Genomic DNA, 13,344 nt, shown 5'->3' on the forward strand with positions numbered 1-13,344 from the left:
CTTCCTCTCGGTGGGCGCGGTGGTGCGGGACGTGAACGCGCCCGAGTCGGGGGCCTTCTCCCTGCCCCGGAGCTACCACCTCGCCGTGGGCCTGCGCCCCTTCGGTGAGCGCCTGACGCTGGGCGCGGACTACACCGCCGCCGAGGGCCGCTGGGACGACGGGCGCCTCTCCTACACGCTGCGGGCCACCGTCCTGCCCGGCCTCGGCCTGGGCGCGGGCCTCTCGCATGGCCTCGGCGGCGAGCGCGCACTGGCGCTCCAGTTCGCCGCCACCCTGGACAGCTCGCGCTTCGGCGTCACCTACGCGGGAGGCGGCGCCGAGGGTGGCGGGCTCGACCATGTGGTGGCGGTGCGCCTCTCCAGCCAGAAGTACCCCGCCCTGCGCCTCGGCGGCGGGGCGGTGGCCCTGCTGGACCTGGATGACCGGTTGCGACAGGGGGGGAGCCCCGCGCTGTCGCTGCTCGGCTTCTCGGAGTCGGACCCGTACCTCCGGCTGGTGCGCTGGCTGGACCACGCGGCGAAGGACCCGCGCCTCAAGGGCGTGCTCGTGAAGGTGTCGAACCTGCCGGGCGTGGACTGGGGCAAGGCGGAGGAGCTGCGCCAGGCGGTGCTGCGGCTGCGCGCGTCCGGCAAGCGGGTGATGGCGGTGCTCTACAGCGTGGATGACCGGGCCTACTTCGTGGCCTCGGCCGCGGACGAGGTGTACGCGCTGCCCGGCTCCTCGCTCGTCATCAACGGCCTGTCCGCGAGCATCTCCTACCTGGGCGGGACGATGGAGAAGCTGGGCGTCACCTGGGACGTGGCGCGCGTGGGCGAGTACAAGACGGCCCCCGAGCAGCTCGTGCGCCGCGACATGAGCCCCGCGCAGCGCGAGACGATTGAAGCCTACCTGGACACCGAGGTGGGCCATTACGAGGCGGCGGTGGCCCAGGCGCGCAACCTCCCCGTCGAGCGCCTCCGGGAGGCCTGGGCCTCGGGGCTGCTCACCGCCCACCGGGCCAAGGAGCTGGGCCTGGTGGACGGACTGCTGCTGCCCGAGGAGCTGGACAAGAAGCTGGAGGCCCTGGCCCCGGGGGCCGCCTACGACCCGACCTACTCGCCGAGGGACGAGCGGGAGCCGCGCTGGAGCGGACGCCGCCGCATCGCCGTGGTGCCAGTGCTGGGCTCCATCGCCGGCGGCAAGAGTCGCCAGTCCCCGCTGGGCGGCGAGGCCATCGCCGGAGCGGAGACGGTGGCGCTCGCCCTGGAGCGCGCCCAGAACGACCCGTCCGTGGTGGCCATCGTGGTGCGGGTGGACTCGGGCGGCGGCGACGTGCTGGCCTCGGAGCTGATGTACCGCGCGGTGCTGGAGGCGAAGAAGAAGAAGCCCGTCATCGCTTCCATGGGGGACGTGGCGGCCTCGGGCGGCTACTACGCCTCCATGGGCGCGCATGAAATCTGGGCCTCCCCCACCACCCTGACGGGCAGCATCGGCGTCTTCTTCCTCAAGCCCGCGCTGCGCGGCCTGCTGGGCGACAAGCTGGGGGTGAGCCGGGAGACCATCTCCCGCGCCCCGATGACGGACGTGCTCGGCACCTGGAAGCCATGGACGGAGTCGGAGCAGAAGGCGGTGCAGGCCTGGGTGGACTCGGCCTACGACGACTTCATCACCGAGGTGTCCACCTCGCGCGGCCTGGAGAAGGCGAAGGTGGACTCCCTGGCGCGCGGGCGGGTGTGGTCCGGCGCGGCGGCCAAGGAGCGCGGGCTGGTGGACGCGCTGGGCGGGTTGATGGAGGCGGTGGACGCGGCCCGCAAGCGCGCCGGGGTGCCCCCCCGGGAGGAGCTGGAGCTGGTGGTGCTGGGCGAGTCGCGCGGGCTGCTGTCCTCCCCGGGTGGAGAGCCGGGGGTGCTGGCCAAGCTCCTCCCCGCGCCAGAGCCCCTCCTGCCGCCGGGCGTGCGGGCGCTCGTCCAGGAGGCGGGCCTGGAGACCCCCTGGCTGGAGGAGGCGGGCCTGAAGGCCGTCCAGCCCTTCTCCCTGACCGTCCGCTGACGTTGCGGAGAGGACACCGGGAGGCGAAATTCTCCGGCCTCCCGGCGGACCCTCTGTTAGTGTGGTGCATGGCGCTTTCAGGTCGGCCTCCAGGCCGCTTGGACGCTCCAGGGGCCGGCGGTTTCGGTCGGCGGGTAGCCCGTGCCAGTGCGCGGGAGTCCCGAGGACCCCGCGTCGGGCTTCTGTCCCACAGACATCGACCTCGCGCGCGTCTCGGCCGGGGGACCCCCTCCCAGGGGATGCGCGCCGCAATTCCGTAGGACCCATGAGCGAAACCGACAACCGCGATCCCCGAGACCTGCCGTCCCCCGTGGCCGCCCGCGCCGAGACGCCGCCTGACATGGACGACGGCGATGACGAGGGCGACGAGGGCCCCGATGACGGCGAGGGCTCGGCCTCCGCGCCGGGACAGCCCGGTGGTGGCCCTCAGCAGCCCGGCCAGGGTGGTGGCCGCCGCCGCCGCCGCCGCCGTCGCCGCAAGGGCGCACAGGTGCAGTTCACCCCGGAGGGGCAGGCCTACCGCCTGGTGCCCGGTCCGGACGGTCAGCAGCAGCAGGTGTTCCTCACGCCGCAGGAGCTGCAGCAATACCAGCAGCGGCAGCAGCAACAGCAGCAGCAACACCCGCCGCCGCAGCAACAGCAGCAGCAGCACCATCCCCAGCCGCAGCAGCATGGCGGTGGTCAGCCGAGGCACCATCAGCCGGCCCCCCAGCCCTCGCTGGCGCCGGTGGAGGGCGTGCTCGACACCGAGGCGAAGGGACCCAACGCCTTCCTGCGGCAGCTCAAGCGCAACCTGTTGCCCGCCCCGGACGACGCGGAGATTCCGAAGAACCTGGTGCAGAAGCTGCGGCTGCGCCCGGGCCAGTACGTCAACGCGCTCGCGCAGCTCAAGGGCAACAAGGGCATCATCCAGCGCGTGGAGCAGGTGGACGGCCGCCCGCTGGAGCAGATGGGCCGCCTGCCGCACTTCGCGGACCTCACGTCCGTGGACCCGGTGGAGCGCATCAAGCTGGAGAACGGCCACCGCGAGATGGTGACGCGGGTGATGGACCTGATCGCCCCCCTCGGCAAGGGCCAGCGTGCGCTCATCGTGGCGCCTCCGAAGACGGGCAAGACCATCATGCTGCAGCGGATCGCCCAGGCGGTGGTGGCCAACCACCCGGAGATCCACCTCATGGTGCTGCTCATCGACGAGCGCCCCGAGGAAGTGACGGACATGCGCCGCAGCATCAAGGGCGAGGTGCTGGCCTCGAGCTCGGACCGGCCGACGGGCGACCACCTGAAGGTGGCCGAGCTGGCGCTGGAGCGGGCGCGGCGCCTGGTGGAGAGCGGCAAGGACGTGATGATCCTCCTGGACTCCATCACGCGACTGGCGCGCGCCTACAACAAGGAAGTGGACAACTCGGGCCGGACGCTCTCGGGCGGCGTGGACAGCCGCGCGCTGGAGCGGCCCAAGCGCATCTTCGGCGCGGCGCGAGCCACCGAGGAGGCCGGCAGCCTGACGATTGTCGGTACGGCGCTCATCGACACGGGCAGCCGCATGGACGAGGTCATCTTCGAGGAGTTCAAGGGCACCGGTAACTCCGAGGTGACGCTGGACCGGTTCCTGTCGGAGAAGCGCATCTTCCCGGCCATCAACATCGGCCAGTCCGGCACGCGCAAGGAGGAGAAGCTCTTCACCCACAAGGAGTACGAGAAGGTGAAGAAGATGCGCCAGATGCTCTTCTCGGTGAAGCCGGTGGAGGCCATGGAGGCGCTCATCAAGCGGCTCAGCCGCTACACCTACAACGACGAGTTCCTCGAGGAGCTGTGAGCCGCTGAGTCGGCTCACGTCCGACGAGGCGCATCACGAGGGCCTGCTCTCCGCCGACGCGGGGGCAGGCCCTTCGTGTTGTAGCCTCCTCATCCGCAAGACCTGAAAGGACGACCCCACCATGCCCATGCTGCGCGTTGGAGACCTCGAGGTGAACTACCGCGAACGGGGCCAGGGAGAGCCCGTGGTGCTCCTCCACGGCAACTGGACCACGAGCCTGTGGTGGCAGCCGACGCTCGAGCTGCTGCCGCCTGGATTTCGCGCCATCGCGTATGACCTGCGCGGACGCGGGCACACCCGAGGCCCCGACTCCCTTCAGGCCATCCCCACGCTGGCTCAGGACCTTCGCGGGCTGCTCGATGGCCTGGGGCTGATCCGTGTGCATGTGATTGGCCACTCCCTTGGCAGCGCGGTGGCGATGCAGCTCGCGCTCGACCATCCGGAGCGTGTGCACACCCTCACCCTGATGGCCCCGGCCTGGGTGGATGGCATGCCCGCGGCGTACAACCTGCCGGCGCACCAGCTCGCCGCCCATGACAACCGCGCCGTCTATGCCATGGCCCTGCGCGCCATCGCTCCGACGGCTCCGGACGATGCGCTGTGGCAGCAGCTCATCGAGGAGGGGCACCTGCAGCGCCGGGAGGCATCCCTGGCCACGCTCCAGGCCCTCGTGGACTGGGCCCCTGGCGAGCGCCTGAACGCCCTGCGCCCCCTGCCCTCCCTGGTGGTCAGCGGCGCCAAGGACATGCTCTGCACCGTGGAGTCAGGTCAGCGGTGCGCCAGCCTCATCGGTGCGCGCCAGCACGTGATGCAGGACATCGGGCACTCGCCCAACCTCGAGGCGCCGCGCGACTTCATCGAGCTGTGGAAGGAGTTCGTCGCCGAGCCGTGAGCGGCGGACTACGCCACGCGGCCGATCAGCTCCGTCACCAGCGTCTGCGTGCCGGTGAGGTCCGAGGAGTCACGCCGGGGCCGGGCCGTCTCCATCGTGGCGCCATTCGCCATCCACCAGCGCTCGGCGTCCTCCTCCGTCCACCCGTCCGCGTCCGCACAGGCCTCCAGCGCGAGCCGCAGCTCGCGGGCGCTGTCGAAGCGGTCATCGGGATGCTTCGCGAGGCAGCGGAGGAGGAGGCCGCACAGGTCGCTCGGCAGCTCGCGACCCAGGCGGGTGCTCGGCGGCGTGGGCACGGTGTGCAGGTGGTGCGAGCAGATCTCCACCGAGGTGCGGCCCTCGAAGACATGGCAGCCGGTGAGCAGCGCGTAGCCCACCGCCCCCAGTGAGTACAGGTCCCCCCGCCCATCCACCCGGCTCGGAGAGACGATGGCCTCCGGCGCGAGGTAGAGCGGCGTGCCGACCACCACGTGGGCCCTCTGGGCGGAAGCCTCCTCGGAGCCGCCCACCTCCTTCACCAGCCCGAAGTCGAGCACCTTCACCAGATCCGGCACGCCGCGCCGCCGGCACAGGAAGAGGTTGGCCGGCTTGATGTCGCGGTGGAGCAACCCCTGGCCATGCGCCTCCTCCAGCGCCCCACACACCTGACGCAGGATGTGGATGACGCGCGCGGGCGGCTGGGGCCCCGCGGCCGTGAGCAGCACGTCCAGGTCCACTCCCTCCAGGTACTCCATCACGTAATAGAAGAGTCCCTCCGCGGTGCGGCCGTAGTCGTAGATGGCGATGGTGTTGGGGTGGGTGAGCTGGCTGGTGAGCTGCACCTCGCGCTCGAAGCGCTCCAGGCCCCGGCCGTCCGAGTCGGCGCGCAGCAGCTTGATGGCGGTGCGGCGGCGCAGCAGGGCGTGGCTGGCCAGGTACACCTCGCCCATGGCACCGGCCCCCAGCCGCTGGAGCAGCGTGTACTGGCCCAGCTGCTTCGCGGCCTGTACCTGCTTGCGCAGCCCGTAGATGACGTGGGAGGCCAGGGTGGCGAGGGTGACGGCGACGCCGCCCCAGAGCAGGGCATCGAGCGTGGGCACCAGCGAGTCGGAGTGCGAGCCCGCATGCGCCATCAGGGTGACGACGAGGGCATCCGGCAGGGCGCCGAGCAGGGAGATCCAGAACGTCCTGCGCATGGAGCTGGGGACGATGACGGCGTGGCTGATGAGCGCGCCATTGGTGCTCAGCAGCAGCGACAGGGTGTCGCGGTCATAATAGGCGTCCAGCTTGAGCAGGAAGAGCACGCCGAGCAGGCCCGCGCTGTCCATCCAGGACAGGGCGCGCAGGGAGCGGGGCTTGTCGCGGCACTGGAGCCAGAGACCGAGCGCCATCAGGGTGCCGATCAGGTGGAAGGCGTAGCCGGGGTCCACCAGGGCGCGTGTCCACGGCACCTCGAAGAGGAGGACGGCGGCCAGGGTGGTGAAGGCGTAGAAGGCGAAGGTGAGCGCGCAGAGCATCCGGTAGAGGAGCTCGAGCCGCTCCTGCAGAAAGGAGCGGGCCTCATCGGACGCGAGCGAGGCGGCACCGAAGGAGGGGGGCGGCGCGAGGTGGGGTCTGACCGGAAGTCGCTCCATTCGACCCCCTGTTCTACACCACCCGGACCCCTGGTGCGGAGGGGGGTGGGATGGGAGCAGTGGCCAGGCCAGCGCCGACGAGGGCGTCGGAAGAACCGGCATCGGTGCTTGGGGTTCACCGCGCTCGGCATCGTCGATGCCAGCCTGACCACCGCTCCCCTCTGAAGAGAGACGGGGAGGCCCCTGAAAGCTGACGCGGCATTTTGGATTGCCCCCTCGGGGAGCGGCTCGGTTAGGGTGTCTGCCCCATGACTACCTCCCGTCCCATGCTCTCCGATGACAAGCGTTCCCCCGCCGTGGCCGAGGCGATGGCCGGCTTCCACCGTGACGTCGTCGACCAGGTCCGCACCGCCGTCGAGCGCGACCCCGTCGTGGTGGTGGGCATGGCGCAGAACCCCTTCGTCAAGCGGGTGCGCAACGCCCTCACCGAGGCCGGTGTCCAGTTCACCTACCTCGAGTACGGCAGCTACTTCGGCATGTGGAAGCAGCGGCTCGCCATCAAGATGTGGAGCGGCTGGCCGACCTTCCCCCAGGTGTTCGTCCGCGGCGTGCTCATCGGCGGCTTCGACGACACCACCAAGGCGCTGGCGGACGGCTCCCTCAAGAAGCTGCTCGGCTGAGCGCCGCGCCGCGTCAGCCCGTCAGGTGTCCAGGCAACCGAGGCCCGGACCCGCACGGGTTGCGTGAGCAGCCCTCTCCGAGCGCAGGGACTGCGCGTGGACCCCGTGAGTCCCCTCGGAGAAGGGCTGGCACCCGCCATGCATTGGAAGGCCCTGAGCATCGGGCCTCCAGGAGCCTGGTCGCGGTGGCCAGGCATGGAGGGGGCCCTCCCCCAAAGGAGCACCACCATGCGCGCCATGCCTCTCAACGACCTCCCCTACTCCCTCTTCGAGGAAGAGACGGAGTCCCTGCCCGCTCCGGCCCTCTGCACGGTGGATGAGGTGATGGCGCGCGAGGTGCTCGCGGTCCGCCCGGACATCGACCTGCGGACGGCGGCCGAGCTGATGCTGGAGCACTCCATCAGCGGCATGCCCGTGGTGGATGAGGAGAACCGGCTGGTGGGCATGCTGTCCAAGACGGACCTGGTGCGTCACCGCCTCGAGGACGACGTGGAGGCCAGCGTGGAGCTGCTCCCCACGGGCCAGCACTTCGTCGATGGCACCACCGCCGCGGACGTGATGACGCGGCAGGTGCTCACCGTGCCCGAGGGCAGCTCGCTCGCCATGGCCGCGAAGATCATGGCCACCGCGGGGGTCCACCGGGTGCCCGTCGTGAACCCGACGGGCGCCCTGGTGGGACAGCTCTCCACCACGGACATCGTGAGGTGGGTGGCGGGGCTGCCGTAGCTGACTACTGGGCCGAGGCCAGGGTGGTGGAGGACGTGCCCGCCGGGAGCACGTCCTGCAGGGTCCGGCCCTGCACCCAGCCGTCGTGGTACACGATGCCAATCGGCGCGACGGTGCTGTTCCGGTACAGGCCCACCTTCAGGTAGTTGCGCTGCCCGCTGTACATGGTGGCGGCGGCGCGCTTGGGAATCACGAGCTTGCCGTTGTGGTACAGCTCGACGAAGCCGTTGCTCGCGCTGGCCGACCACTTCACGTGGAAGATGAAGTCCTGCCACTGCCCGCGCACCAGCGGCGCGGTCCACAGCACGGTGGTGCCCTGGACGCGGAAGTAGAGGGTCTCCCCGTTGACGTAGAACTCCACCGGCGGCGAGCCGTTGCTGCCCGTGTGGTGCCACTGGGCGAAGATCTGCCACGTCTTCGCGCTCGGGAAGTCCGAGGCGAACATGGTGCTCCAGCGGTAGTAGTACTCGTTGCCTTCCGTCTCGTTCGTCATCTTCACCAGCTCGTTGCGGTTGCCGCTGGCGCTGATGGGGTTGTCCCCCTGCTTCACGGTGACCTTGATGGCGTAGCGGCCCTCGCGCGCCGGCGAGGGCACCACCTGCAGGCGGTCCGCGTTCACCATCTGCGTGCTGCTCCACTGCGTGCGGTCACCCGTCTCGAAGTCGCCGCGCCACACCACGCCAGTGCCCGTGGGCGTGCCGCCCGACACAGGCGCCGCGCACGGGCGCGCCTCGGCGATGCTCGCCCAGTCATTCAGGGTGTTGCCGTTGACGGTGATGCGCAGGCGGCGCGCGGTGGCGGCCGGGAAGGAATAGGTCTCCGCGGCCGTGGTCGTGCCGCTGCTCTTGCCGGTGTAGACGGGCGTGTAGTTGTTGCCGTCCAGCGAGGTGGACACGACGAAGTTGGTGGCGCGCTTGTTGCCCTCGTGCCACGCCACGGTCACCCCCGAGACGGAGCGGTTCGCGCCCAGGTCGTAGTCGATCCACGAGCCCTGGCCGAAGGCGCTCCAGCGCGTGTCGAGCCGATCATCCAGCGTGTTGCCCGGAAGGTTGCCGTCGTTGCTCTTGGCGATCACCGCGGCCGTCGACAGCTGCAGTTGCGTGCAGTTCGAGGCGGTCAGCGTGTCCTCCGCGACGGCCAGGGTCTCTTGCGATTCGTCGGAGACCAGGTCATCGGGGTGTCCACAGCCAGCGCCAGCGAGGACGAGCAGGGCTTCAGCGAGCAGGAGGGTCTTCTTCATGTGGGGCTCTCCAGGAGATCAGGACAGACAGGGGCAAGGCCGGGCCGCGCGAGCGGTCGGCGGATGGGGTTCACAGGGTGGTTCAGCGGACGCGGCTCTCCCGTTGCGCCAGCTCGGGGTTGGACCCCTGGCGCCGAGAGGGATTGCGCATACGCGTGAGGCTTTGACTCCTTCAGTGCCCGCCAATGGCAGGCGTCAGGCGGGCAGGAGCATCCCCTAGATTTGTGTTGAGTTCAACACAACGCGTCAAGCTCGCGTGAGGGGCGAGCAGGCATCGCGAGAGGGGACCGGGTCGAATTCCGTTGCTAATCACATACAGCCGTGCCGAGCGCGGCATCCACGTGACAGCCCGTGCTGCCCAGCGCCACGCAGTCCACGGCCTGTACCCAGCCGAGGACCTCTTCGCAGTAGACGCGCCGGGTGCCCTCGCAGCGGTCCACGAAGGAGCCATCGCAGCGCACAGCCGGCGCATACACGCACCGCACGGAGTCCTCTTCGAGCTGCACGCAGGCGGCGTTGGGTGCCTTGCAGTCGATGAGGACGCGGTGGGCCTCCCAGTCCGAGCCGACGTTGCACGACTCGTACTGGCCCTCGCCCAGGCAGCGGTAGCGGGTCTCGCAGTCATCCACGACGCAGCCCGAGCCCATGAAGGTCAGCACCAGGGCACAGAGCCAGGGCAGTCGGGAAGAAGAGAAGACGGGCGTCATGGTGGGTTCTCCAGGGGAATTCAGAGGCACTGCGAGAACCCATCGGGCTTGCGACGTCCACAGCGCCCGGTGCCGTTCTGGTTGGTGCAGTCCTGGGCGGAGACATAGCCCCCCACGCAGGAGACGAGCACCGTGCCCTCACAAGACGTGACGAAGGACTCCTCACAGGTCGTGAGCGGCGAGCGGGCGCAGAAGAACCGGGACCCATCCGGGCTGCTCCGGGGGGTACGGCGCTCCACGCAGAGCGGCGCGGGCTCCAGGCACGGGTACACCACGGGGGAGCCGGAGCCCGCGAGCTGATCCACCCCGATGGAGCAGTCCATGACGACGTTGCCCTCGCAGTGGGGCTCGAAGTCACAGTCCACCCGGCAGGCCCAGAGGCCCGGGGCGGAGAAGGCAAGGGCGAGGAGGAGGACTCGGCGGAGGCGGGTTCGCATGGGCCCGCCCATGCTGGAGCGCGGAGGAGCCCCGGTGCAAGCGCGTCCCCCGCGCGAGCGCACCGAGGCGGCGCTCACGCCTCGGCGCGCAGGAGGGCGGGCAGCCCGACGGACTGCTCGTAGATGTGCTCCAGGAACTCAGGCACCAGCGCGGCGGCGATGATCCACAGGCAGGGCCGCGCCGAGGAGTCGTCGTGCAGGCGCGCCTCCTTCGCGTAGGCGCCACCGTCCTCGCACAGGTAGACGAAGGAGGAGCGTCCCCGGAGCGCGTACCAGCGGCGCGCCTCGTCCAGCAGCGCCACGTAGGCGGTGCGCGCCTCCGGCGACAGCGGAAACAGGCGCGCGGCGTCGAGCAGGCCGGAGAGGTTCGTCCCGGGATGCCCCAGCTCGAGCACCATCGCGGCGAGCGGGACACCGTCGCGGCGTGCCACGAAGATCCGCCGCTCGCGCTCCAGCCCCACGCTCCGCCAGGTCCGGGACACCCCCCACAGCTCCAGGCCCTCACGGGTGAAGTCCAGCGCCTCGACGTAGCAGGCGGGCCGGGTACGGGCGAGCTCGCCCGCCAGCAGGAACTTCTCTCCAATGGTGGCGGGTCCAATCTCCAGGTCCTCGGGGGGCTGACGGCTCGGCGCGTCGCACTGCGCCTCCATCACCCGGAGCGGCAACACCAGCGACTGCCCGCGCTCCTGCATCCGCTGGGCGAAGCGCACGTGCGTCCGGTACATCCACGGCAGGGTCGACTCGGCGTAGCAGAACATCCACCGGAACTCCGGGTCCCCCTGCGCGTGCTCCACCGTGCGCAGGTAGGTGTCGCGCAGGATCTGCCCTGGCACATGCGGCGTCTCGGTGGGCCGCCCGGGCCTGCGCCCGAGCTGGTGCAGCAACCAGGAGTGGCGGTAGGGCTTCACCGCGGAGAGCGACGCCTCCACGCCCCGCTCCGAGGGCCACACCGTCTGGCAGAAGAGCTGGGGCAGTTGCGCCGCCTGCTTCCCCAGGTCGATGAAGCTGCGGCGCAGCGAGTCCACGCGCTCGATGGACCCGGCGGACGGGTTGAAGTAGCCCGAGTCGACATACAGGTCCCAGAGCGGCTCGAGCAGCTCCTCGCTGGTGCGCGTGGTGGGGCAGAGCGACTGGGAGACGAGGCGCGTCCACAACACCGCGTCGCGCTCCGTGCGCGGCCGCACCTCCATGCCGAACACCCGCCGCCCATCACTCCGCGCCGACGACACATGGCGCACCTCGCCACTCAGGTAGAGGCACTCGCCGTCAGCCAGCTCCAGCTCGAGCGGCAGGAAGAGCCCCGGGAAGACCAGGTCCTCGGGCTCGCCACACAGCCCGAGCCCGGAGAAGGAGACGTCGACGACCTCGCGCTCCCGCCGTCCCAGCTCCTTCCACAGGGGATGGTCGAAGCGGGCCCGCAGCTTCGGGGGCGCCGGCACGCGGCGGTGCCAGCGGTGGCGCACCTTCCACAGCCGCTCGGGCAGCGGCGTCACCAGCCACGCCCCCTGCGCGACGGGCCCCGCCAGGCGCATCCGGTAGGCCGAGTTGTAGCCAATCACCTCGATGTCATAGGGCGGCTCTCCCCACTCCACGCCCGGCTCGGCGCATTGCCAGTGCAGCAGGCTCCGCGTGGCGTCCAGGCGCGCCAGCATCACCCGCACCGTCCGGCCCGGCTGGCGCAGCACCCCCCGGTTGTTCATCGCGGAGATGGCCGTGAGGATGGACTCGATGCGCTCGCTCCCGGAGACCTCCTCCTGCACCGGCAGGGGCGAGGCCTCGGGCTCGGCACCGCCGCGCAGGATGGCGTCGTCCAACACCGTGAGGATCTGCCGTCCCTGCTCCGGGGAGACCCCGACGAGCTGGAAGCCCAGGGCGGTGCCCTGCGCCCCGGCGTCACTCCACCGCAGCTCGCCCGTCAGGGGGCCGATGCTCGTGCCTCCCGCGTCGAGGCACACCCGCAGCGTCCGCTCACGCGCCAGCAGCTCCGCGGCCCCTTCACTCCCGGCCAGCGTCCAGACCGACGTGGGACTCAGCCGCGTCGCCCGGCCCAACACGAGCCCGTGCTCGGGCACGGCGAGCTGGATGCCACTCGAACCATGGAGCGAGTACCCGGAATAGGGGCTGGTGACCGACCCCGCTGCAACACCTGTCGGCGGCTCCGTGACTCCTGACATGGCGCTTCCCCCTGCGAGGCTCTCAAACCCTTGCATGGAAGAGGAAACATGCTCGGCGAACCCGCGTCAAGGACTCGCGTGAGAGCCATTGGCTCCCCCGCGGGAGCACCCATGACACGGGAAAGCTTCACCCGGGACGTGCCAGGAATTGAAGGGCTCGCGGGGCTTCCCGTGCTCACGCTCCGGCGAGCAGGGGCGAGCGGACCCCGGAGGAGACAATCCAGAGCTGGTGGGAGGTCCGGGTGATGGCGATGTGCAGCCGGCGACGCGCCTCGTCATTCGCCGGGTAGGCCCGCGCCGTCGCGTCCGGGATGACGACGTAGTCGAACTCCAGCCCCTTCACGTTGTCCACGTCCGTCACGTCCACGCCCGGCTCGAACGCGAAGTCGCCCTCCAGCACCAGCCGCGCCCAGGACATGTCCGCGACGACCCGGTGGAGGGTCCGCGCCTGCTCGGGGCTACTGGCGATGACGGCCACGGACGCATGGGGCTCCCGCTCGAGCAGGTCTCTCAGGGACTCACCGATGAACAGGTGGGCCTGGGCCTCGTCCGGGAAGTGGTGCAGCCCCACGGGCGCTCCCTCCCGGCCCGCCTGGGGCGCCGCCGTGGACACCTGAGTCCCCAGCACCTTGCGCGCGAGCTCCGTCACCGGCCTCGGGCACCGGTAGGACACCTGGAGCCGGCAGGTGGCCGCGTCGCGGATGCCCAGCTCCGTGAGCAGCGCCGGCCAGCCCGCGAAGCTCGTCGAGGTCTGCTGCATCTCGTCGCCCGCGAGCGTGCAGCTCCGCGCCTCGCCCAGCAGCCGGCCCACCACGAACAGCTCGACGAGGGAGAAGTCCTCGGCCTCGTCCAGCACCACGTGCACCAGCCGCCCCACGGCGCCCAGGTTGCCCCCCTGCGCCCGGAGGAACAGCAGGAGCGGGAGGTCCTCGAGGTCCAGGGTGCCGGCCAGCTCGTCGGGCGTGTCGCTCTCGAGGGACTTCCCGTCGAGCGTCTGGAGCCGCTCGGGGTCCACCCCGTCGAGCTCGCGCGCGAGCGGCGTGGCGATCTGCAGCATCGTGTGCCGCACCGTCTCGTCGACGGCCGTGAGCGG

11 protein-coding genes are annotated in these 13,344 nt (G+C 70.7%); 5 read left to right on the forward strand and 6 right to left on the reverse strand.

Going from position 1 to position 13,344, the window contains the following annotated elements:
• The 3 genes from sppA to VF697_RS05055 all read left to right on the forward strand — a co-directional run.
• Positions 1 to 2,029: signal peptide peptidase SppA (gene sppA, locus VF697_RS05045; protein ID WP_331092340.1), on the forward strand; the 2,029-nt coding region annotated here is incomplete at its 5' end.
• A gap of 265 nt (positions 2,030 to 2,294) precedes the next feature.
• Positions 2,295 to 3,842 (forward strand): transcription termination factor Rho, encoded by a 1,548-nt coding sequence (rho, locus tag VF697_RS05050; RefSeq protein WP_331092341.1) that lies wholly within the window; start codon positions 2,295 to 2,297, stop codon positions 3,840 to 3,842.
• A 121-nt stretch (positions 3,843 to 3,963) separates the two neighbouring features.
• Positions 3,964 to 4,734 carry an alpha/beta hydrolase gene (locus VF697_RS05055; protein WP_331092342.1) on the forward strand — a complete coding sequence of 257 codons (771 nt, stop codon included), beginning with the start codon at positions 3,964 to 3,966 and terminating at the stop codon, positions 4,732 to 4,734.
• Positions 4,735 to 4,742: 8 nt separating this feature from the next.
• Here the strand turns inward: VF697_RS05055 and VF697_RS05060 are convergent, their stop codons facing one another.
• Entirely contained in the window at positions 4,743 to 6,347 is a 1,605-nt protein-coding gene (locus tag VF697_RS05060) for a serine/threonine-protein kinase (RefSeq protein WP_331092343.1), read from the reverse strand.
• Positions 6,348 to 6,595: 248 nt separating this feature from the next.
• Here VF697_RS05060 and VF697_RS05065 point away from each other — a divergent pair, with 248 nt between their 5' ends.
• Together VF697_RS05065 and VF697_RS05070 are read left to right on the forward strand one after the other, a co-directional pair.
• Positions 6,596 to 6,967: a glutaredoxin domain-containing protein gene (locus VF697_RS05065; protein WP_331092344.1), complete on the forward strand. Its 372-nt coding sequence runs from the start codon at positions 6,596 to 6,598 to the stop codon at positions 6,965 to 6,967.
• Between the two features lie 228 nt (positions 6,968 to 7,195).
• Positions 7,196 to 7,693: a CBS domain-containing protein gene (locus tag VF697_RS05070; protein WP_331092345.1), complete on the forward strand. Its 498-nt coding sequence runs from the start codon at positions 7,196 to 7,198 to the stop codon at positions 7,691 to 7,693.
• A gap of 4 nt (positions 7,694 to 7,697) precedes the next feature.
• Here the strand turns inward: VF697_RS05070 and VF697_RS05075 are convergent, their stop codons facing one another.
• The 5 genes from VF697_RS05075 to VF697_RS05095 form a co-directional block, all read right to left on the reverse strand.
• The gene (locus VF697_RS05075; protein WP_331092346.1) at positions 7,698 to 8,933 is read right to left on the reverse strand and encodes a heparin lyase I family protein; all 1,236 of its coding nucleotides are present in this window, start codon (positions 8,931 to 8,933) and stop codon (positions 7,698 to 7,700) included.
• A 305-nt stretch (positions 8,934 to 9,238) separates the two neighbouring features.
• Entirely contained in the window at positions 9,239 to 9,640 is a 402-nt protein-coding gene (locus VF697_RS05080; RefSeq protein WP_331092347.1) for a hypothetical protein, read from the reverse strand.
• A gap of 20 nt (positions 9,641 to 9,660) precedes the next feature.
• Positions 9,661 to 10,077: a hypothetical protein gene (locus VF697_RS05085; protein ID WP_331092348.1), complete on the reverse strand. Its 417-nt coding sequence runs from the start codon at positions 10,075 to 10,077 to the stop codon at positions 9,661 to 9,663.
• Positions 10,078 to 10,151: 74 nt separating this feature from the next.
• A complete protein-coding gene (locus VF697_RS05090) occupies positions 10,152 to 12,251 on the reverse strand; it encodes a hypothetical protein (protein WP_331092349.1) in 2,100 nt (699 codons plus the stop codon).
• 175 nt (positions 12,252 to 12,426) lie between these two features.
• Positions 12,427 to 13,344, reverse strand: a 918-nt coding sequence (locus VF697_RS05095; RefSeq protein ID WP_331092350.1) for an ATP-binding domain-containing protein, incomplete at its 5' end; no start/stop codon positions are given.

The organism is Archangium sp., from assembly GCF_036388035.1.
In the GTDB taxonomy this organism is placed as follows: Bacteria; Myxococcota; Myxococcia; order Myxococcales; family Myxococcaceae; genus Archangium.